The sequence below is a fragment of the Streptomyces sp. NPDC055103 genome, from assembly GCF_053607625.1.
In genome coordinates, this window is the sequence record NZ_JBSGTX010000036.1 from 40,885 (window position 1) to 61,686 (window position 20,802).

19 protein-coding genes and 2 pseudogenes are annotated in these 20,802 nt (G+C 72.2%); 8 read left to right on the top strand and 13 right to left on the bottom strand.

The window, feature by feature from the left end:
- The first annotated feature begins 29 nt into the window (after nt 1–29).
- Nucleotides 30–2,219 (top strand): catalase/peroxidase HPI, encoded by a 2,190-nt coding sequence (gene katG / locus ACWFR1_RS22655; protein WP_453553884.1) that lies wholly within the window; start codon nt 30–32, stop codon nt 2,217–2,219.
- Nucleotides 2,220–2,346: 127 nt separating this feature from the next.
- Here katG and ACWFR1_RS22660 read toward each other — a convergent pair whose 3' ends face one another.
- The gene (locus ACWFR1_RS22660; protein ID WP_453553944.1) at nt 2,347–2,508 is read right to left on the bottom strand and encodes a hypothetical protein; all 162 of its coding nucleotides are present in this window, start codon (nt 2,506–2,508) and stop codon (nt 2,347–2,349) included.
- 117 nt (nt 2,509–2,625) lie between these two features.
- Nucleotides 2,626–2,949 (bottom strand): plasmid stabilization protein, encoded by a 324-nt coding sequence (locus tag ACWFR1_RS22665; RefSeq protein ID WP_453553886.1) that lies wholly within the window; start codon nt 2,947–2,949, stop codon nt 2,626–2,628.
- A gap of 237 nt (nt 2,950–3,186) precedes the next feature.
- On the opposite strand from ACWFR1_RS22665, the gene ACWFR1_RS22670 reads away from it, so the two are divergent.
- Nucleotides 3,187–3,858, top strand: coding sequence for an endonuclease (locus ACWFR1_RS22670; protein WP_453553888.1), 672 nt, complete (start codon nt 3,187–3,189; stop codon nt 3,856–3,858).
- Nucleotides 3,859–3,894: 36 nt separating this feature from the next.
- Here ACWFR1_RS22670 and ACWFR1_RS22675 read toward each other — a convergent pair whose 3' ends face one another.
- The 3 genes from ACWFR1_RS22675 to ACWFR1_RS22685 all read right to left on the bottom strand — a co-directional run bounded on the left by ACWFR1_RS22675 (nt 3,895) and on the right by ACWFR1_RS22685 (nt 7,351).
- A complete protein-coding gene (locus tag ACWFR1_RS22675; RefSeq protein ID WP_453553890.1) occupies nt 3,895–4,701 on the bottom strand; it encodes a metallophosphoesterase family protein in 807 nt (268 codons plus the stop codon).
- Nucleotides 4,701–5,483 (bottom strand): DUF6328 family protein, encoded by a 783-nt coding sequence (locus ACWFR1_RS22680; RefSeq protein ID WP_453553892.1) that lies wholly within the window; start codon nt 5,481–5,483, stop codon nt 4,701–4,703. The genes ACWFR1_RS22675 and ACWFR1_RS22680 overlap by 1 nt, the downstream gene beginning before the upstream one ends.
- Before the next feature lie 71 nt (nt 5,484–5,554).
- Nucleotides 5,555–7,351: a thiamine pyrophosphate-requiring protein gene (locus ACWFR1_RS22685; protein WP_453553894.1), complete on the bottom strand. Its 1,797-nt coding sequence runs from the start codon at nt 7,349–7,351 to the stop codon at nt 5,555–5,557.
- Nucleotides 7,352–7,625: 274 nt separating this feature from the next.
- On the opposite strand from ACWFR1_RS22685, the gene ACWFR1_RS22690 reads away from it, so the two are divergent.
- Nucleotides 7,626–8,135, top strand: a complete 510-nt coding sequence (locus tag ACWFR1_RS22690; RefSeq protein ID WP_453553896.1) for a hemerythrin domain-containing protein — start codon at nt 7,626–7,628, stop codon at nt 8,133–8,135.
- A 100-nt stretch (nt 8,136–8,235) separates the two neighbouring features.
- Nucleotides 8,236–8,446: pseudogene (locus ACWFR1_RS22695) on the top strand (nucleotidyltransferase family protein); the annotation flags it as partial.
- Nucleotides 8,447–8,596: 150 nt separating this feature from the next.
- On the opposite strand, the gene ACWFR1_RS22700 reads toward ACWFR1_RS22695, so the two are convergent.
- A complete protein-coding gene (locus tag ACWFR1_RS22700) occupies nt 8,597–9,139 on the bottom strand; it encodes an SRPBCC family protein (RefSeq protein ID WP_453553898.1) in 543 nt (180 codons plus the stop codon).
- A 121-nt stretch (nt 9,140–9,260) separates the two neighbouring features.
- A complete protein-coding gene (locus ACWFR1_RS22705) occupies nt 9,261–9,446 on the bottom strand; it encodes a hypothetical protein (protein WP_453553900.1) in 186 nt (61 codons plus the stop codon).
- A gap of 175 nt (nt 9,447–9,621) precedes the next feature.
- On the opposite strand from ACWFR1_RS22705, the gene ACWFR1_RS22710 reads away from it, so the two are divergent.
- Nucleotides 9,622–10,722, top strand: coding sequence for a carboxylate-amine ligase (locus ACWFR1_RS22710; RefSeq protein ID WP_453553902.1), 1,101 nt, complete (start codon nt 9,622–9,624; stop codon nt 10,720–10,722).
- A gap of 173 nt (nt 10,723–10,895) precedes the next feature.
- On the opposite strand, the gene ACWFR1_RS22715 is transcribed toward ACWFR1_RS22710, so the two are convergent.
- The 5 genes and pseudogenes from ACWFR1_RS22715 to ACWFR1_RS22735 form a co-directional block, all read right to left on the bottom strand.
- Entirely contained in the window at nt 10,896–11,345 is a 450-nt protein-coding gene (locus tag ACWFR1_RS22715; protein WP_453553904.1) for an STAS domain-containing protein, read from the bottom strand.
- 257 nt (nt 11,346–11,602) lie between these two features.
- The gene (locus tag ACWFR1_RS22720) at nt 11,603–11,791 is read right to left on the bottom strand and encodes a CsbD family protein (protein ID WP_453553906.1); all 189 of its coding nucleotides are present in this window, start codon (nt 11,789–11,791) and stop codon (nt 11,603–11,605) included.
- Nucleotides 11,792–11,836: 45 nt separating this feature from the next.
- Nucleotides 11,837–12,301: a hypothetical protein gene (locus tag ACWFR1_RS22725; RefSeq protein WP_453553908.1), complete on the bottom strand. Its 465-nt coding sequence runs from the start codon at nt 12,299–12,301 to the stop codon at nt 11,837–11,839.
- A 145-nt stretch (nt 12,302–12,446) separates the two neighbouring features.
- A complete protein-coding gene (locus ACWFR1_RS22730) occupies nt 12,447–12,854 on the bottom strand; it encodes a DUF5133 domain-containing protein (RefSeq protein ID WP_453553910.1) in 408 nt (135 codons plus the stop codon).
- A 258-nt stretch (nt 12,855–13,112) separates the two neighbouring features.
- Nucleotides 13,113–13,613 (bottom strand): annotated as a pseudogene (locus tag ACWFR1_RS22735) (GAF domain-containing protein); the annotation flags it as partial.
- A gap of 542 nt (nt 13,614–14,155) precedes the next feature.
- Between ACWFR1_RS22735 and ACWFR1_RS22740 the strand changes: the two are divergent.
- Nucleotides 14,156–14,869 (top strand): hypothetical protein, encoded by a 714-nt coding sequence (locus tag ACWFR1_RS22740; RefSeq protein WP_453553912.1) that lies wholly within the window; start codon nt 14,156–14,158, stop codon nt 14,867–14,869.
- 220 nt (nt 14,870–15,089) lie between these two features.
- On the opposite strand, the gene ACWFR1_RS22745 is transcribed toward ACWFR1_RS22740, so the two are convergent.
- Complete coding sequence (locus ACWFR1_RS22745; protein WP_453553914.1) at nt 15,090–16,295, bottom strand: MFS transporter; 1,206 nt, start codon at nt 16,293–16,295, stop codon at nt 15,090–15,092.
- A 264-nt stretch (nt 16,296–16,559) separates the two neighbouring features.
- Here ACWFR1_RS22745 and ACWFR1_RS22750 point away from each other — a divergent pair, with 264 nt between their 5' ends.
- Both ACWFR1_RS22750 and ACWFR1_RS22755 read left to right on the top strand, forming a co-directional pair.
- Nucleotides 16,560–16,778: an MbtH family NRPS accessory protein gene (locus tag ACWFR1_RS22750; RefSeq protein WP_453553916.1), complete on the top strand. Its 219-nt coding sequence runs from the start codon at nt 16,560–16,562 to the stop codon at nt 16,776–16,778.
- A 113-nt stretch (nt 16,779–16,891) separates the two neighbouring features.
- Nucleotides 16,892–20,752: an amino acid adenylation domain-containing protein gene (locus tag ACWFR1_RS22755; protein WP_453553918.1), complete on the top strand. Its 3,861-nt coding sequence runs from the start codon at nt 16,892–16,894 to the stop codon at nt 20,750–20,752.
- Nucleotides 20,753–20,802: the final 50 nt, after the last annotated feature.

Below are 20,802 nucleotides of genomic sequence, written 5' to 3' on the forward strand. Positions count from 1 at the left end.
GAAACACCGAGACAGGAAGAAGGACGGACGTGTCCGGCAGCGAGAGCGAGAACCCGGCAATCCCCACCCCCACCCCGACACCGACCCGGCCGAGGACGAACCGGGACTGGTGGCCCGAACAACTGGATCTTCAGGTTCTACACCAGCACTCGCCCCAGTCCAATCCGATGGGCGAGGACTTCGACTACGCGGAGGAGTTCGCGACGCTCGACGTCGACGCGCTGAAGCGCGACGTCATCGAGGTGATGACGAACTCGCAGGAGTGGTGGCCGGCGGACTACGGACACTACGGTCCGCTCTTCATCCGGATGAGCTGGCACGCCGCCGGGACGTACCGCATCGCCGACGGCCGAGGTGGTGGCGGTTCCGGCGCCCAGCGCTTCGCCCCTCTCAACAGCTGGCCGGACAACGCGAGCCTCGACAAGGCGCGCCGCCTCCTCTGGCCGGTCAAGCAGAAATACGGCCGGAAGATCTCCTGGGCCGATCTCCTCGTCTTCGCCGGCAACTGCGCCATGGAATCCATGGGATTCAAGACGTTCGGATTCGGTTTCGGCCGGGAGGACATCTGGGAACCCGAGGAGATCTTCTGGGGCCCCGAGGACACCTGGCTGGGTGACGAACGATACAGCGGTGACAGGGAACTCACCGGTCCTTTCGGCGCCGTACAGATGGGACTGATCTACGTCAATCCGGAGGGGCCCAACGGCACCCCCGATCCGCTCGCGGCCGCGAAGGACATCCGCGAGACGTTCGCGCGTATGGCGATGAACGACGAGGAGACGGCCGCCCTCATCATCGGCGGCCACACGTTCGGAAAATGCCACGGTGCGGTCGATCCGGCGTACATCGGTCCGGAACCCGAGGCCTGCCCCGTCGATCAGCAGGGCCTCGGCTGGCGGAACACGTACGGCAGCGGCACGGGCGCGGACGCGCTCACCAGTGGGCTCGAGGGCGCGTGGACCTCTTCGCCGACGACGTGGGACAACGGGTACCTGGACAACCTCTTCCGGTACGACTGGGAGCTGACGACCAGCCCGGCCGGTGCCCAGCAGTGGACCCCCACGGATCCCGCGGCGAAGGACACGGTGCCCGACGCTCATGACCCGTCGAAGCGGCACGCTCCCATGATGCTGACGACGGACCTCTCGTTGAAGCTGGATCCGGTCTACGCACCGATCGCGAAGAGCTTCCACGACAACCCGGAGAAGCTCGCGGCCGCCTTCGCCAAGGCGTGGTACAAGCTGCTGCACCGCGACATGGGGCCCCTCTCGCGCTACCTCGGTCCGTGGATTCCCGAGCCGCAGCTGTGGCAGGACCCCGTCCCCGAGGTCGATCACCAGCTCGTCGGGGCCGAGGACATCGCTGCCCTCAAGGCACGGATCCTCGCCTCGGGGCTGTCCGTCGCCCAGCTGGCCGCCACCGCCTGGGCCTCGGCGGCGAGCTTCCGCGGCACCGACAAACGCGGCGGGGCCAACGGGGCGCGGATCCGCCTCGCACCGCAGAAGGACTGGGAGGTCAACGGCCTGCCTGAGACGGCCGAGGTGCTGCGGACCCTTGAGCAGCTCCAGCAGGACTTCAACCGCGAGCACTCCGGCGGAACGAGCGTCTCGCTCGCCGACCTGATCGTCCTGGGCGGGTGCGCGGCCGTCGAGCAGGCCGCGAAGAACGCCGGGCACGACATCACGGTCCCGTTCGCACCGGGGCGCACGGACGCCTCGCAGGAGCAGACGGACGTGGAGTCGTTCGCCGTGCTCGAGCCCAGGGCGGACGGGTTCCGCAACTATCTCCGGGCGGGCGAGAAGCTGTCGCCGGATACCCTCCTGCTGGACCGCGCCAGTCTGTTGACCCTGACCGCACCCGAGATGACGGTACTGATCGGTGGTATGCGGGCGCTGAACACCGGCTTCGGGCGGACCCCGCACGGCGTCCTCACCCACAGGCCGGAGGTGCTGACCAACGACTTCTTCACCAACCTGCTGGACATGGGAACGGAGTGGAAGCCGTCGGCCTCCGAGGAGAACGTGTTCGAAGGCCTGGATCGCGCCACGGGCGAGAGCAAGTGGACGGCCACGGCCGTCGACCTCGTCTTCGGTTCGCACTCCCAGCTGCGAGCGATCGCGGAGGTCTACGCCGCGGGGGACGCGGACGGAAAGTTCGTACGTGATTTCGTGGCGGCGTGGGACAAGGTCATGAACCTCGACCGGTTCGACCTCGCCTGAGCCCCCGACGTCCCGGTGGGCCACCCGTGGGCTGACCGGGACATCATCTGCCGCCGGCCGGGCAGCGCGCCCGGCCGGCGGCGCGCGGGGGCGTACGCGGGGAGCTGTCCCCGGGGCCCGGCCTCCGTCAGCGGTCGTCTTCCTTCCGCCTCTTGTGTCGCGCGCTCGTCGCTCCGGAACCGCTCTCCTTCTGCAGCCGCCGGCCTTCCGCCTTGAGAGCGGGATTCTGCAGCGCGATGCCGTCGGACTCCTTCATGAGCCCGCGGATACGCGTGAACGCCGCTTTCACCTTTCCCATCGTGCTCACCCTCGATCTCGTGCGCCCCGAGGGACGACGCCGGCCGGAGCGTGGCGTGACCGGGGCGGACGGGCTTCCGCCCCGGCCCGTCTCCGTCGGGATCGCGGATCAGTGCCCGAGGGCCCGCTTGAGTTCGGACTTGTCCATCTTGGAACGGCCCTCGATGCCCCGCTGCTTCGCCTCGTTGTACAGCTGCTCCTTCGTCGTGCCCTCCGAGCCGCTGTGGGAGCGCTGCCCACCGCGTCGGGAGGACGACATGTCCTGGGTGGACGAGCGGCTCGCCGTCTTCGATTCACCGGAGCGGGCGCGTTCCTTGTTGACGGTGCGCGCGGCGATCTCCTCGGCGCGCTTGGTGCTCTCGCCGCGATTCTTCGCGCTCTCCTTGATGTGCTCGTACTGTCGTTCACGCTTCGGGCTGGAACCGCGAGGCATGGTGACTCCTCGACTCGTAACCGATGGTGAAGGTCGGAGGGCGAACCAGTCGCCTCCGTGGCGCGTCTGCCCGGCCACGAGCGGCTCATGCGGGAGTGCGTCCGCGGATCCCCGGCGCGCGTGGGTGTCGGAGGCCCTTCCACCCGGCAACCGGCAATGACGCGGCCACGCATGACGGGAAAGCGACCGGGAAGTCGCGAAACGCAGGCCAGGACGCCCTGGGAAAGGGGCACAGCGATGGACACGGCCGAGACGATCACCAGGCTGCTGCGGGAACACGGACGGACCTACGCCGACGAAGCCGGCATCACCCTCCGCGACAAACCCGCCCCGCTGTACCAACTCCTGGTCCTCACCGTTCTCTGCTCGATCCGGATCAGGGCCGGGACAGCCACGGCCGCCGCCCACGAGCTGTTCACGGCCGGCCTGCGGACGCCCCGGGCGATGGTGGACTCCACCTGGCAGGAGCGCGTGGACGCCCTCGGACGGGCGCATTACGTCCGGTACGACGAGAGCACCGCGACCGCGCTCGGAGACGGCGCGGAGCTGCTCCTCGACCGCTTCGACGGCGACCTGCGGAAACTCCGCGAGCAGGCGGACGGCGACGCGGGCACGTTGCGCGAGCTGCTGCGCGAGGTGCCTCGCATCGGGCCGGTGGGCGCGGACATCTTCTGCCGCGAGGCCCAGGCCGTCTGGCCGGAGCTGCGCCCGTACTTCGACGAACGCTGCCTCAGGACCGCCGCCGAGCTCGGGCTCCCCCACACCTCGGCCGGCCTCGCCCGCCATGTCCCCGCGAAGGACCTGGCCCGGTTCGCGGCCGCCCTGGTCCGCTCCAGTCTGTCCGACAACCCGACGGGCAGCTCGGGGGACGGCCCGGGGGACGGCCCGGCGAAGGAGCGGCGCGGGTGATGCCGGCGCCACGGGCCGACATGCGTCGCCCGGTCGTCACACCCGGTACCCGGCCGTCACATCGGGTACCCGGCTGTCGCCCCCGGGTGGGACGAGCGGGAGGTGGTAGAGGGCGAACGCCCTGCGGATGACGGGCTGGGCGACGTTGCGGACGCGTACGCCTCCCGCGGTCATGCCGTGCTCGGTTCCGAGGTGGGCGTGGCCGTGCACCGCGAGGTCGGCGCCCGCCTCGTCTATCGCCTCGGCGAGCAGATAGCTCCCCAGGAAGGGGTAGATCTCGACCGGTTCGCCCGCGAGCGTGTCGGGGACGGGAGCGAAATGGGTGAGGGCGATCCTCGCGCCGCAGCCGTCCGAGGCCATGCCGGCCAGGGCTCGCCGGAGGCCCTCGGCGCCGCGGCGGGAGGTGCGGACGAAGTCCTTCATCTCCCGCTCGCCGAACTCGCCGGCGCTGCGGCCCGCGAAGCCGCCGCAGAAGCCCTTCGCCCCCGCGATGCCGACCTTCGAGCCGCCCACCGGCAGGAGCACGCTGTCACCCTCCAGGACCGTGACCCCCGCGTCGGTGAGCACACGGGCGACGTTCGTCTCCTGTTCGGAGTGGTAGTCGTGGTTGCCGAGCACGGCGACGACGGGGACACCGAGATCACGGACCTCGTCCGCGACCACCTCCGCCTCGGCGACCGTGCCGTGACGGGTGAGATCTCCCGCGAGGAGGAGCACGTCCGCGCAGAGCGACAGCGTCGCAAAGGAGGGACGCAGCAGTCCGCGGGAGTCCGGGCCCAGGTGGATGTCACCCACGGCGGCCACCCGGACGACGGCTCCGTCCTGCTCGGACCGGGTCGTCATCACAGCTCCTCGGGTCGGTCGGGAGGATCCGCGCAGGCCAGGAGCAGTTCCGCCCGGAGAGGGAGGCCCGCGAGCTCGCTGGCCGCTATCCGCAGGATCTCGTCCCGGTGGTCGGCCGTCGGGAGGGTCCCCGTCAGCACGATGGTCGCCCCGCGTACCTCGATCCGCACGCCGAGTTCGGCCACGCCGTCGCCGGCGAGCCGCTCCCTGAAACGGGCGATGCGGTACTCGCTCTCGTTGTCGCTCATCGTTCCACTCCAAACGGCACCAGACGGTCCGCCCGTACGCGGTTCCCACCGCCGGTCCTGACAGCGGCCAGGCCGCCCGTCGGGCTCACGTCCCCGCGGTCGCCTCCGCCCTCGTACCGGTCCCGCTCCCGGTCGGGCCGCACGCGGGTCCGTCCGTTCGACTGCCCCGCAGCGGTGAATGGAGACCGGAGCGATCAGCGCGGCCGTCGAGGACGCGGCGAGGACGACGGTGACGACGTACAGCGCGCGGTCGACGCTGCCGAGTTCCTCGAAGCGGACGGCGAAGGCGAGGCTCAGCAGGAAGCCGAACAGGATCTGCACACCGGTCTGGGCGACCCGTGTCTCCTGCAGGATCTCCTGCCATCGTCTGTTGACCCGCTCCCTGGCCCCTTCCGGCGAACGCGGCACCGGCGGTGGCACCGGTGGAGCCACTGGCGGCACCCTCGTGCCGGCAGCCGGCCGCCGCGCCCCTGTCGGCCCCGGCGGCCCCGCGATGCGCCGCTCGGTCTCCGCCGGTTGTCTGGTCGCGGTCATCAGGTCCTCCTCCGCTCAACAGGCCGTTGCCTTTGGGTGTGTGGTCCCCCGGCCGGCCGGGGGTGGGGTCGTCAGCCGCCGGGGCGGCGCGGCAGCAGCTCCTGGGCCTTCGCCTTCAGTCCCTGGAGGACGAGGTGGCCCCGGTGCCCGGCTCCGTGGGTCAGGGAGGCGAGCGTCGCCTCGATCTGTTCCCAGGTGGAGTGCGGTGGGACGGGTGGCACGGCCGGGTCCGTACGGAAGTCCAGGACGGTGGGCCGGTCCGCCGCCAGCGCCTCCCGCCAGGCGTCCTCGACGCCGGCGGGTTCGGTGACCCGTATGCCGTCCATTCCGAGCGACCGGGCGAACTCCGCGTACCGCACGTCGGGCAGGGACTGCGAGGCCTCGAAGGGCGGACTACCAGCCTGCGCGCGGAGCTCCCAGCTGACCTGGTTCAGATCGTGGTTGTTCCAGACGGCGACGACGAGCCGCGGGTCGGTCCACTCGTCCGCGTACTTGGCGACGGTCACCAGTTCCGCGAGTCCGTTCATCTGCATGGCGCCGTCGCCCACGAGGGCGATCGCCGGCCGGTCCGGGTGGGCGAACTTGGCGCCGATCGCGTACGGGACTCCGCTGCCCATGGAGGCGAGCGTGCCGGAGAGGGAGCCGCGCATGGTGCCCCGCATCGTGAGGTGGCGGGCGTACCAGGTGGCGACGGAGCCCGCGTCCGAGGTGATCATCGCGTCGTCGGGGAGCAGCGGATCGAGCGCGTGCGCGACGTACTCGGGGTTGAGGGGGTCGGCCGACAGCGCGGCGCGGCGCTCCATGACGGTCCGCCACCGGCGTGCGCCCGCTTCGACGGTCCGCTGCCAGTCCCGGTCCTCCTTGGGGGTGAGGAGCGGCAGGAGGCGGCGCAGGGTGGCCGCCGCGTCGCCGACGAGGTTGACGTCGTAGGGGTAGCGCAACCCCACCATGTGCGGGTCGATGTCGATCTGCACGGCGCGCGCCTGCCCGTACGGGGGAAGGAACTCGGCGTAGGGGAAGCTGGACCCGACCGTGAGGAGCGTGTCGCAGTCGCGCATCAGCTCGTACGACGGGCGGGTTCCGAGCAGTCCGATCGAGCCCGTGACGCAGGCGAGTCGGTCGCTGATGACGTCCAGCCCGAGGAGGGCCTTCGCCACCGCGGCGCCGAGGATCTCCGCCGTCTCCTCGACCTCGCGGGCAGCGGCCGCCGCGCCCTGTCCGACGAGCATCGCGTCGCGCTCGCCGCGGTTGAGGAGGTCGGCCGCGCGGGTGAGGGAGGCGTCGTCGGGCACCGGGGCCCAGCCGCCGGCGTCGAGGCTGGAAGGGACCATGTGGTGTGCGTGTTCGGGGGCAGAGCAGGGCAGTTCCTGGACGTCGCCGGGGATGATCAGGGCCGTGGGGGTGCGGCGGGCGTAGGCCGTGCGCAGGGCCCGGTCGAGGACGTTCGGCAGCTGTTCGGGGACGGTGACCGTCTCCAGGAACGCACTGGCCACGTCCTTGAAGAGGGCGTGGAGGTCGACCTCCTGCTGGTAGGAGCCGCCCATGGCGCTGCGATGGGTCTGCCCGACCACGGCGACCATCGGTACGTGGTCGAGTTTCGCGTCGTACAGGCCGTTGAGGAGGTGTATCGCACCGGGTCCCGAGGTCGCGACGCAGACGCCGACGTGGCCGGAGAACTTGGCGTAGCCGACCGCTTCGAGGGCCGCCGTCTCCTCGTGGCGGGCCTGCACGAAGCGAGGATCGTCGCCTGCCCGCTCCCACGCGGCCAGCAGCCCGCCGATCCCCTCGCCCGGATAGCCGAAGACATGGCTGACGCCCCAGGCCCGAAGCCTGTCGAGCAGGTGGTCAGCAACGGTCTTCCTGGTCATGACCTGCGCCTCCGGTCCATGAGCGACACCGGCCACGCGCGCGTGGAGGTACTCCTGGCGGCGGGCCTGCGGCTCCGCCGGTGCGACTGCCCTCAGGGACGTCTCGGAAACACCTGGCGCTTCGCCCGGGCGGGCGATTGTCCGAGGCCGGAGCGGGTACTCGATCCAGCGGCCGCAGACTTCTGGCTGCCGCCTCATGAGTGCCGGCTCATGACTGCCGGCTCCTGACTGCCGACTTCTGACCGCTGACCGACCGATAAGGAGGGCGGCCGCGATGGCCCATGACACGAAGGACCAGGACGTCGTCGCGGTGATCCTCAAGGACCACCGCACCATGGAGGACCTGTTCCGCCGCATGCGGAGCGTCGAGTCCGACCGTGCCGCCGCTCTGCAGGAGCTGTCGGCGCTGCTCATCGCGCACAGCGAGGCAGAGGAAGCCGAGGTCTACGGAGCGCTCAAACGGTTCAGAGGCATCGACAGCGAGGAAGTGGAGCACGGCGCCGAGGAGCACACCGAGGGGAACAAGGCACTGCTGGCGCTGCTCGAAGTGGACGACGTCGGTTCCGAGACGTGGGACACGCGGCTGGAGGGGCTGGTGGAAGCGGTCTCCCACCACGTGGACGAGGAGGAGCGGACGGTCCTCAACGGCGCCAGGGAGAGCGTCCCCGACGAGCGGAGGGCCGAACTGGGCTCGGCGTTCCTGGAGGAGCGCGCCAAGCAGCTCGCCTCGGACTGCGGAAGCCTGGAGAACGTCCGCGGGATCGTGAACGGCTCGGGCGGGTGAGCCCCGGGCAGGACGCCGGCGCCAGACCTGTCAGCTGTCGGCCGGGCCTGGCCGACCCGTCATCCACGGAGAGCGCCATGCGAGAACGTGAGCGACGTGGCTGCTGGCCCTGTCCGAGCACCACTGCGACTTCGGCGCCCTGCTGCCGGTGGCACGCGGGCTGCGTGAACGGGTCGAGTGGTCCCGAGTGCGCGAGGAGACCGGGGGACGCCCCCATGGCCGCGGCCTTCCTGTACCTGCTCGAACTGCTGGAGGTGCTGCCGCGCGGCGAGGCCACCGGCACGGAGGAGCGCGCGGAGGGCGGTGGGTGACCCGTCGACCGTCTCGACTCGACCGTCTCGACCGTCTCGACCGTCTGGACCGTCTGGACCGCAACGGTGTCCCGGCGCTACGAGGTCCGTAGCGCCGGGACGTCACTGCTGTGCGGGACCGGCCTCGCGGCCGGCGCTCACATCACGCGCTCACATCATCGGTCCGGGTCCCTTTTCCGGTCTGGGAGCTTCCCTCTCGGGGGCGATCGCCAAGGTCTCCCGGCCGCCGGCGGAGTCACCGGGCCGGATACGGCCACGCCAGCCTCCGGTCTCGTGCCCGTGCTCCTCGATGAAGCCCTTGAACCGCTTCAGGTCGCCCTTGACCCGCCGGTCCAGGACACCGACGGCTCCGGCGGCCTTCTCCGCCATGCCGTCCGGCTCCACGTCCATGGCGAGCCGGATCCGCGTGTGCGCCGAGTCGATGGGCTGGAAACTGACGACGCCCTTCTGGCTGACGTCACCAGCGACGGTGCGCCACGAGATGCGCTCGTCCGGCAGCTGGTCGACGATCTCGGTGTCGAACTCGCGCGTCACACCGGCGACCTGCGTCCGCCAGTGACAGTGCTTGTCGTCGAGCTGCCGGACGTCCTCCACACCCTCCATGAATTTCGGGAACTCCTCGAACTGCGTCCACTGGTTGTACGCGTTCCGCAGGGGGACATCCACATCGATCGTCTGCTCCACCTTGACCATCGCTGTGCCTCCTTCGTCAGGCAGGTGGGTTCACCGAACTGTCGGTTCACCGAACCGACGGGTTCGCCGGGTGCGGTGGTTCGCCGGACGGAGTGCTCCGTCAACCGGACCAAGTCCTCCGTCAATGGGCGGCGGCGCCGAACTCGGCGTGCTGCGTGAGCAGTGCGAAGGCTGGTTCCTCCCGTGGCGGTCTGCCCAGGAAGCGCCGGCGCGCTTCGCTGCGGGCCTCCGCCATCAGCGTCCGGAACTCCTCGTCGGAGAGTCCGCGCCGGTCGTGTACCTCGCGGTCGTGGGCGTTCCCGTTCATCTGCGGGCCTCCTTCCTGCTCTGGTGTCGGTCCCGGTGACATGGGTGCGACTACCCGGTCCCGGGACGAACAGACACACAACCGATGCCAGTCGCCGGGAGCCTCCGGTACGGCGACGCGGGGGCATGCCGGGGCTCGCACGGGGTACTCGCGTGCCGGAAGCGAGGAGCCCGTGATGACGATCCTGACGATGGGTGTCGAGGAGGAGTTCGTACTGGTGGACCGTACGACCCGCGCCCCCGCCAACAGAGCGCCGGACGTGATCCGGCGTGCCGCCCGTGAGCTCGGCGACCAGGTGCAGGCCGAGTTCTTCAACGCGCAGATCGAGATCTGTACCCGTCCCCACGCGCGCGCCGACGTGCTGCGCGCCGAGCTCTCCCGGCTGCGCGGGGTCATAGGCGAGGCCGCGGCGCAGTCGCGGTGCATGCCCGTCGCCTGCGGCACTCCCGTACTACCGCCCGACGAGCCGCTGACGGTGACGGACAGCGACCGGTACCGGCTGATGGCCCGGCGTTTCGCCTCCCTGATCACACGCGACGACGGACTGGTCTGCGGCTGCCACATCCACGTCGGGCCCCTCGACCACGAACGGGCGCTCGCCCTCGCCCTGCACATGCGGCCGTGGCTGCCCGTGCTCCAGTCGCTGGCCGGCAACTCCCCGTACGCCCGCCACCGCGACACCGGATACGAGAGCTGGCGGGCCGTCGAGCACGCGCGCTGGCCCACCGTGGGTCCGACGCCCCTGCTCGACGAGGCCGGGTACGCCGCCCACGTGGGCCGACTGGTCAGGGACGGGACGCTGCTCGACAACCGCATGGTGTACTGGCACGCCCGGCCCTCCGAGCACGTCCCCACCCTTGAGGTGCGCGTCGCCGACACCAACGCCGAACTGGACACGGTGGTGCTGCTCGCGCTCCTGGTCCGCGGGCTCGCCACCGGCCTGCTGCCCCGCGTGGAGGCGGCGGTTCCACCGCCCCGGGTCCCCGACCCCCATCTGCTGCGGGCCCATCGGCTCGCCGCCGAGCAGGGCCTCCGCGGGGCCGGCCTCGACCCGGTGGACGGCACGGAGCGACCCGCCGTCGACCTCGTGGACGCGCTGATCGACCGCGCGCGCCCGGGTCTGGACGCGACCGGCGACACCGAGGGGGTACGCGAGCGGTGGGACCGGATCCGCACCGACGGCGGCGGCGCGGCCCGCCAGCGTGCGGTCTTCCGTCGCCACGGCCGGCTCGTCGAGGTGGTCGACGCACTCGCCGCCGCCACCGCGAGGAGCTGAGCCGGCGCCGTTGATCGCGTGCTTGGCCCCGCAGTACGCGGCCTGAAGCGGTACGGACGTCTCGCCCAGCGGGGAGCCGACCTGCACGATCACGCCGGTGAAGGCGGAGTTCACCCACACGTCGATGGGCCGCTGCCCGGTCCGGCGTCGCGCATCCACGACGCCGTGACGGCTCAGTCGAGCCCCAGGTGCGTCCGGTCGGGAACGACGGTGAACATGCCCAGGCTTCCGGTGAGCAGGAACAGCTGGCGCAGGTGGTGGGGGATCGGGCCGATCAGGACCAGCTCGCGCGGAAGGAAGCCGGCGGAGAGCAGTGCGTGGAGGAAGGAGGAGTCGCCGAAGGCGACCTGGCCCAGATCGAGCAGCGTCGTGGCGGGCTCCTGGCGCCGTGCGTCGGCCAGCGCCGCACGCAGACACGAAGCCGTGTCGACGTCGAATTCGCCGCTCAGGGTGAGCAGGACCGTGCCCGGCCTGGACGTCGGTTCCCGCACCACACGCGCCCCGCCGTTCGGTGCCCGGTAGGTGTGGCGCTCCATGGGCGCGGTCGGCACAGGCTGCGCGCTCTGCGCCCCAGGGACAACGACCTTGCCCGGCGCCCTCGTGGGGCGGTGTCGGTTGCTCATCGCCATGGCCTTCCGCCGGTACGCCCGCTACCCGCCGAGGGTGGGGCGTACTTTTCGCGACACATCCATTCTGCGTCCGCCACGGGAGTGCCGCCGTCCGGGCGGGGCGGCGATCCGTGGAAAGCGCTCGTGGCGGCTCGTCTCCGGCAGGCGGGAGCGGGACCTCGGCGCCCGGGTGGGCGTCGATGCCCCGCTGTCGTCGCTGTTCTCGGGGATCCCGCAGCGATTCCCGAGGGATTCCCGCAGGGTCCCCCGGGCTAGGAGGCGCGCCGCCTCATGGCGTGGCGGGCCTTCTCACCCGTCTCGCGTACCTTCTGGCCGACCTCACGGACCTTGCCGGCCATCCGGTCGCCCCTGCCCTCGGCCTCCATACGCTTGTCGCCCGTCGCCCTGCCCATGACTTCCTTGATCTTGCCCTTGGCCTTCTGCATGCCGCTCTTGCGCATGACCCGCGCCCTTTCCCGTCTTTCGGATCACGTCCATCGGATCGGTCACGGGGTGGCGACGGCGGATCTGTCCGGGACCGCCTTCCCCCCGGCCGCCCCGCTCCGTCGCGGGGCGATCGGGGGTGGCCGGGGAGTGATGCGGAACCGGTGGCTCTCTCTGGTGAGTTCGCGCCCGTCGGGGTCGATGAACCGTCCGGTCACCTCGTAGGTTCCGCAGTTCGCCCGCCCCAGGGGCATCCGCTCGGGCGGCAGGCGGAGCTCGTACGGTCCGCCCGTCCGGAATCCACCCAGCGCGGTACGGGTCGTGCCGATCACGTTCCCCCCGTACCGTCGGGTCTCCTCCGGGGTCAGCCCGTCGACCGCGCCCTTCACACGGAACGTGAGGACGACGCTGATCACGGCGCCCTCACACAGGACGAGGGGCTCGCCACCCCTGGTGTCCAGGGAGAGGGTGCGCATGTCCCACTCGTCCGAGGCCAAGGCCACGTCCAGCAGTTCGAACCGCGCCATGGCACCTTCACGTCCTCTCGGCTCGCCCCTGGGCACCGAATTCGTCAGGCGACTACCCCACGCGACACCCGCCAAGCAGCCGGGCCCGACAGGCCTGGCGTCGGCGGGCGGATCACGGCGGGGCGACGGGTCGGCAGGAGGCCGGTCACGCCGATGCGGCCAGGCGCCGTTCCGCCGCGAGGACGGCCTCATGGGTGGTCGCCCGGCCCATCAGCACACACAGGGTGTACACGGCGTCGTCCATCGCGCGGACGGCGGCGGGGTCCTCGGGTGCGGTCTCCAGGCGGGCCCGGCAGTCACGCAGCCGGGCCAGCACCCGCTCGGTCCTCCCCCGGCTCGGTGTGAGCCCGGGCCGCGCGGCGGCCGACGGCGGGGAGAGGCGGGCGGCCTCGACCGCGCGCATCAGGGCACGCTCGACGCGTCTGGGGACGGGTCTGCCGGTCGCAGCCGCGGTCATCACGGTCGCCAGGTCGTCGACGGCGAGCTGGACGAGGTCGGCCGCGGCCTCCAGGATCCGCTGCGCGTCCCGGGCCGAGCACGGGGTCATCGCCATCAGCATCCCCACCGCGCGCGCGGAGGTCGCGGGCGCAAGGACCGGAGCGATCGCCTGTCCGGTGGTCGAAACGGGCGACGGGGGGCGATTCCCAGGTGTCGGCATGGCGGATCCTCTCGTTCCAAGGCCAGGGGGAGGGGTGGTCACGCAGAAGAGGTATGCCCGCGGGTGGCGGCCCGCACGCGGCTCGTCCGACGGATCCCGTGCGGCGAAGGAGTTGTCGCGCCCCGTAGCGCCCCGTCGCGCCCCGCCTCATCCTCAGCGATCCGCTCGTACGACGTCCTGAGGGGAGATGACGCGCTGCAGGAGCTGCCGTGCGACCTCGGTGGGGCGCTCGCCACGGGCCTCCGCGTAGCGGATCAGGTCGTCGGTCGCCTGGCCGGGCGTGCGGTCGACAGCGGCCGCGATCATTCCCGCCGCGGTGTCCAGGACGGCCTTCCCTGAGAGGGCCGCCTGGGTGCGGGTGACGATGTCGGAGGGGCGCAGGGGGTCGACGGTCCAGGCCATCACTCCGCCGATCGCGGTGTCGGCCAGGCCCTGGAGGAGCTCCACCACGTCGGGAGCGAGGTCGGCGGGGTCGCGGGCGAACACGTTGAGGGCGCCGACCTGCTGATGGCGGACGCGCAGGGGCAGCGCGTGGACGGCCCGGTATCCGGCGGCCACGGCGAGCGGGGTGAAGTCGGGCCAGCGGTCGGCCTGCCGGCCGAGGCCGTCGGCGTGCACGGGGCGGCCGCTCAGGTAGGCGTCGACGCACGGTCCTTGATCGAACTGTCCCTCCGGGGGCTACGGTGTCGCTGGAGCGACCTCGCGGCGTACCCGCCTCGGAGACCGGTCAGGCACAGGATCGGGAGGTGTGCCGCATACCCTCGTGGCGCGCGCACCCAGGGTCACTGCCGTTCGTGGTCCAGCTGGTCGGCGAGTACGTGCTGGAGAGCCTTGAGGCGATCGGGCAGAGCCTTCCCGAGCGTCACCGGCGGCCTTCTCCGACGCCCCGGGCAGCCACCGTCGACGATCGTCTTGGCCTGTCCGACGGCGTCCTTCCCGCCCCATTTGATCACCGGCGACGGCGGCGATCGCCGGACCTGTCATGCTCACGGCTGACTGAGGCTCACGGTTGTCGAGGAGACCTGGCGGCTCATGCTGGAGGGGCATCCCACGGCACGACGGGGAGAGCCCTCGGTCATAGAGGCCGCCTCCGCATCCGACGCGGCCGGGAAGGGACGAGAAGCGACGTGAAGGCAGAGCCGGGATCGACGCCGTGTGTTCCACACGCCAGGTTCGGCGCGATGTTGGCGTCGTTGATGGACCGAAGGGAGTTCGGCGCGCAGGAGTTGGCCGATCGCGCCGGAGCGACCGGGTACGAGGTCCGAGCGGTGCTCGCGGGGACCAGGCCCGGCGAGGGACTGCTCCGCCGGCTCGCTCCCGCACTGGGGTTCCAAGCTGCCGATCTGTTCGTTCTTGCGGGGCGGGCGGTCCCGGACGACCTGGCGCCCTTGGACGCCACGGCGGCGAAGTGGGCGGCCGACACGGTCACGGATGCGGTGCGCCTCCCCGAAGCGGGACGCCGTGAACTGCTCCGGCTGATCCGCTCGCTGCCTCAGGAGGAGCGGCGTTCCCGCTTCGACCCGAAACCGCTCATGCCCCTCGACCACGGTCCGGGGACGTGGGTCATCCGTATGCTTCAGCAGCGCAACCTGAACTGGACGGGCATGGCGAGGACGCTCGCGTTCGTGACGCCGACGTACCTGTCGGCGTCCACGTACGGCGTGATCGGCTCCGGCCGCAAGGAGCTGACCCCGCGTCTCGTGACGGACTGCGGAGCCCTGTTGGGGATCGATGCCCGCGAACTGGCCGAGCTGACGGGCATCCTCCTGCCGGAGGCGCCGCCCCCTCCCAGCCCGGCGGCTGTGGACGCCGCAGCGATTCTCTGGGAGGCGCGACGACTGTCCTCCCGCCAGGCGCGACACGTCTCCGAGCTGGCGCGCTCGCTGCGCGGGAACTCCGACGCCGGTTAGCCCGTCACGCCGCCTCGAGGGCTCCCTTTCGGACGACCCGGACCCGGTATGGCTCCAGCACCCCTGGCAGGAAAGGGAAGAGGATCAAAGACGGCGGCTGCGCTCCGGGCGTTCCGGGATTTGCCCGGCAGGTGCCTTTCACGTGAGGTCGGCGACGTGCTTCCTGTGGGAATGGCCGAAACTGCGAGCGGTGGCCGGCTCGTCAATATGGCCGGAATTCTCAGCCGTCGGCGGTTGACGCGCCCGGTAGGTCGCGGAGGCCGCGTAAGGGTGTCGCCAGGAGGAAGACGCCGGCGGCGATCAGTGCGGCCGTGACGACCCACATCGTGGGGCGGGCGCCGAAGAGGGCGGCGAGGGAACCGCCCAGGAGGGCGCCGAGCGGGATGGTGCTGTAGTTGAGGAACAGGGTCGTCGCGGTGACGCGCCCTCGCAGTTCGGGTGGGCAGTACGTCTGCCGGAAGCTGACGATGATGACGTTGCAGGCCACGACCCCGGCGAACATCACGGCCGTTCCGAGTACGAAGAACGCCAGCCTCGGCCCGGGGCCGGTGAGCGCGGCGAGCAGGCCGAACGGCGAGGCCGTGAACTGGATGACCAGCAGGGCGCGTGCCGTGCCCAGGCGCCGGGCGAGCCGGCCGGCCACGAGGCCGCCGAGCACCCCGCCGAGACCGCCGCAGGACACGAGCCAGCCGACCGTGTCGGAGCCGACGCCGACGGTCCGTACGAGGAAGACGATCTGCACGGCCTGGAATCCGGCCATCGCGAGGTTGACCGCCGCGCCGAACGCCGTGACGGCCCGGACCCACGCGTCTCCGACGACGAACCGCACGCCGTCGGAGATCTCGCGGCTCAGCCGCCGCCGGGGCGCGGGGACGGGGCGCGGCCCGTCGGAGCGGATGGTCATGAGACACAGCGAGGACACCACGTAGGACACCGCGTCGAGCAGCAGGCCCGGCACACTGCCCAGTGTCTGGGCGATCAGTCCGCCGAGGCCGGGGCCCGCCACCCTGGCGGCCTGGTCGCCGGCCTGAAGCTGCGCGTTGCGCTCCATCAGGTCGGCCGTGGGGACCAGTTGGGGCAGATACGACGAGTACGCGGTGGAGAAGAACACGGAGGCCGTGCCGGAGACGAGGGCGGCTGCCAGGAGGTGTCCGATGGTCAGGGCTCCCAGCCACCAGGTGACCGGCACGCTCACGAACACCGCCGCGGAGACGGCGTTGCACGCGAGCATCACCCGACGGGGTGCGAGACGGTCGACCCACGCACCGGCGGGCAGCCCGATCACCAGCCACGGAAGCCACGGCGCGGCGGTGAGCACGCCCATCACGAACGGCGAGGCGTGGAGCGTGGTGACGGCCACGAGCGGCAGCAGGACGGACGTCACGCTCGTGCCCAGCTTGCTCGTCGTCTCGCCGACGAGCAGCAAGCGGAAGTTGCGGCGGGAGCGCTGACCCCGGTCTTTCGCGGACTGCGTGGCGGTCGGCGCGGCGGATTCCAGCAGGGCCTCCGGACGTCGATAGCGCGAAGCATTTCTGGCGTGCCACAGAGTACGTTCGGTGGCCGTGAGTTCGGGCCGGATCGTACAAGTTCCTCGTCCTGGAAACCAGGGTGGCCATTTCCCGCCGGTGCCGCTTAGGCTCGTCCGCGTCCATTGCCAACGCACCGCGCCTCGTGGGAAGGTCGAGCCCGGATGATCAATCCGTTCGCGAATGAGTCCGGTCAATTCCTGGCCCTTGTCAATGGCGAGGAGCAGCACGCGCTCCGGCCCTTGGAATTCGGTATTCCGGCAGGGTGGAGCACGGCGTTCGGACCGGACCCTCGGGCGGCGCGCCTGGACGATGTGGAACGCGCCTGGCCCGGCACGCGGCCGGCCCGTCCGCGCGCCACGACGGATACGGCACCGCACTAGAGACCACCACTCCGAGGGCTCCGCGAACGCGTCACGCGCCCGAGCCCTCCGTCATCGCACGCACCGGCACCGCCCCCACTTCCCGTGCAAGGACCCCGCGCAAGGAGCTGTCCGTGGTCACCAGTGCGCTCGACCTGCTCTCCCGCTTCGCGCGGGAGGCGGCCCGGCACGCCGAACGCGCCGCCGTGGTCACGCCGTCGGAGTCGGTGACCTTCGGCGAACTCGGCGAACGGGTCGAGCGGACCGCCCGAGCGCTGAGCGCGGCGGGCGTGGAGCCCGGTACGACCGTCGCCCTGGATCTCCCCCGCGGTGCCGACCTGGTGACGGCGATGCTCGCGGTGTGGCGGGCGGGCGCCGCGTACGTGTCGCTCGACCCCGCCCGGCCCGCGCACCAGCGGCGTCGGCTCGCCGAGGACGCCGGGGCGCGTCTGGTGGTAGCCGTGGGGCCGCACGGCTCCGAGTGGGCTGCGGGCATGCGACGCCTCGAACTGGCTTCGGTCTTGGGCTCGTTCGCGTCCGGTGCGCGTGTCCCGGCGCGCGACGTGCCGGACGGGGCCCCGGCCCCCGCGCGGGTGGTGTGGGACGCCGACCTCTCGCATGACGCCTCGGCACGGCAGTGGTTACGGATCTGCCGCGGCGACACCCTGCTCCTTCCGACCGACGAACTACGAGCCGATCCACGGCAGTTCGCGCGGTTCCTCCGGGACCACGAGGCCACCGACCTCGACGTCACCCCGTCCCGCTGGGAGGACCTGCGTCCCCACGTGGTGCCCGAGGGGACGGACACCACTCCCCTGCTGCGCCTCTTCCTCGACGGGGAGCCCGTGTCCGCAGCGCTCCGGGCGGACTCACCGGCACGGACGTTGCTCGACCTCTTCGAGGAGCGCGCCCGGACCGTCCCGGACGCCACCGCCCTGGTGTTCGGGAGCGACACGGTCTCTTACGCGGAGCTCGACACCCGTGCCAACCGGCTGGCGCACGTCCTGGCCGCGCGGGGCGCCGGGCCGGAGACGGTGGTCGCCTCGGCGCTCGACCGCTCGATGGAGCTGGTCGTCGCGGTCCTGGCGGTGATGAAGGCCGGGGCCGCCCACCTCCCGGTCGACCCGGCCTACCCGGAGCGCCGCATCGCCCACATCCTCGGCGACGCGGCCCCGGCACTGCTCCTCGCGGATTCCGGTACGGCGCTCCCGGCCGGCGCCGCGGTACCCCGCATCGACATCGACGATCCGGAGACCGCCGCGGCTCTGCGGCGCGCCCCGGCCGCCCCGCCGGACGGAGCCCGGCGCGCGGAGGGCGACCTGCCCGCGTACGTCATCTACACCTCCGGTTCCACGGGCCTGCCCAAGGGCGTGGTCGTCACCCGCTCCGGTCTCGCGAACCTGACCGTCCACCAGCGCGACTCCCTCGCCGCGGACGCCGACAGCCGGGTCCTGCAGTTCGCCTCGCCCAGCTTCGACGCGTTCTTCTGGGAGCTGGCGATGGCGCTGTCAGCGGGCGCCGCGCTCGTGCTGGCGCCCGCCGACAGCCTGCTGCCCGGGCCCGACCTGGGCCGCCTCGCCGACGAACAGCGCGTCACCCACGCGACCCTGCCCCCGTCGGTGCTGCGCGTCCTGCCGTCCGACGCCCTCCCCCGCGTACGCGTCCTGGTCGCGGCGGGCGAGGCCCTGGACGCGGACCTGCGGCGGCGCTGGGCTCCCGGCCGGACCCTGATCAACGCGTACGGACCGACGGAGACGACGGTCTGCGCCACCATGAGCCGGCCGCTCGCGGCGGGCGCCGGCACGCCGCCGATCGGCGGGGCGATCCGGGGCACCCGCCTCCATGTCCTCGACGCCGCCCTGCGGCCGGTGCCCGCGGGAGAGGTGGGCGAGCTGTACGTCGCCGGGACGGGTCTGGCCCGCGGCTACCTCGACCGGCCCGGTCTGACGGCGCAGCGGTTCGTCGCGGACCCGTACGGCCCGGCCGGGACGCGGATGTACCGCACGGGCGATCTGGCCCGCCGGACCACCTCGGGCGAACTGGAGTTCGCCGGGCGCGCGGACGACCAGATCAAGGTGCGCGGCCACCGGATCGAACCGGGCGAGGTCGAGGCGCGGCTCGCCGGCCATCCCGGGGTGTCCGCCGCCGCGGTGACCGTGCACGAGGGCCCGGACGGCGACCGGAGGCTCATCGCCTACGTCCGCCGCGCGCCCGGCCCGACCGACAGGACGTCCCTGAGCGACGCGGACCGCGTGGCCGACTGGCAGCGCGTCCACGACGCCGTGCCGGCCGACGACGAACCGACGCCCTTCGGCGAGGACTTCGCCGGATGGACCAGTGGATACGACGGCGGCGCGCTGCCGTTGGAGCACCTGCGGGAGTGGCGCGACGAGACCGTACGGAGCATCCGCGCCCTGCGGCCTCGGCGGGTGCTCGAACTGGGCGTCGGCAGCGGCCTGTTGCTGTCACGCCTCGCTCCCGAGGCAGAGGCGTACTGGGGGCTCGATCTTTCGGCCCGCGTGATCGAGCGGCTGCGGCGACAGGTGGACGAGCGGCCCGACCTGGCCAGGCGAGTGGTCCTGCACAGCAGGCCGGCCGACGACCACGAGGGCGTGCCGCGCGGGTACTTCGACGTGGTCGTCCTCAACTCCGTCGTCCAGTACTTCCCCAGCGGGCGTCATCTGGCGCGGGTGCTCGGGCTCGCGGCGGCCGCCCTGGCGCCCGGCGGATCGGTGTTCGTCGGCGACGTCCGGCACCTGGGGCTCGCGGAGTCCTTTCACGGGGCGGTCGCGGCCCGCTCGGCGGGCGCCCTGCCGGGCAGCGGGGAGTACCGCCGGGCCGTGGCGCGCGGCATGGCCGCGGAGCCGGAGCTGCTGGTGGACCCGGAGTTCTTCCGGTCGTTGACGGTCGCCGCCGGGGGTCCCGGGCCGCACTTCGCGACGTGCGACGTACGGCTGAAGCGCGGAACCCATCACAACGAACTGACCCGCTACCGCTACGACGTCGTCCTGCGGCGGACGGCCGGCGCCCCGCCCCGCACCGGTGACGCGCCCTCCCCGACCGGTGCGGCACCGTCGCGCGCCGGTGCTGTGGCGGAGCTGCTGTGGGGAGCGGACGTCCGTACGCTCGACGACGTCGCCGACGCCTTGCGGGACCGCGCGCCGGACGCCGTACCCGTCCGGGTCGCCGGGGTCCCGAACGCGCGTCTCGCCGAGGATCTGCGCGCGTCGGGCGGGTCGCCGGACTCCGGCGCGGACCCCGAGGACCTGGCGCGGCTCGGTGAGCGGCTGGGATACCGCGTGGCGCTGCGCTGGTCCGCGAAGGGGGGACCCGACCACGTCGACGCCGAATTCACCTCCGGGGAGTCCGGGGAATCCGGGGAATCCGGGGAGTCCGGGGAGTCCGGGGAGTCCGGGGAGTCCGGGGAGTCCGGGGAGTCCGGGGAGTCCGGGGAGTGGGACTTCCTGTCGGAGAGCGCGACCGGACCGGCGGGGGATCCCGAGCGCCATGTCAACGTCCCCTTCGCGGCGTCCGACGACGCGGCGCTCATCACGTCGGTGGCCGACTGGGCGGCCGCGTACCTCCCGGCGTACATGGTGCCATCCGTGATCGTCGTCCTCGACGCGTGGCCGCTCACCCCGCACGGCAAGCTCGACCGGGCCGCCCTGCCGGCCATGACCGACTCGCGCGGCGGCCGACACGGGGGCGGCCGCCCACCGCGGACGCCGCAGGAGGAGGCGCTGTGCCGGATGTACGCGGAGGTCCTCGGGCTCTCCGCGGCGGGACCCGCGGTGGGGATCGACGACGACTTCTTCGCGCTCGGCGGCCATTCGCTGCTCGTCACGCGGCTCGTGAGCCGCGTCCGCGCCGAGCTGGGGGTGGAGGTCCAGGTCCGCACGGTCTTCGACGCGCCCACGGTGGCCGGCCTCGTGGCCCGGCTCAGCGGAGCCCGCAAGGCACGGCCCGCGCTGCGGAGGATGCCCCGCCCCGGCTGACGGGGGCAGGGGCCCGCGACACCGACCGGATCACGCACGGCAAGGGTTAT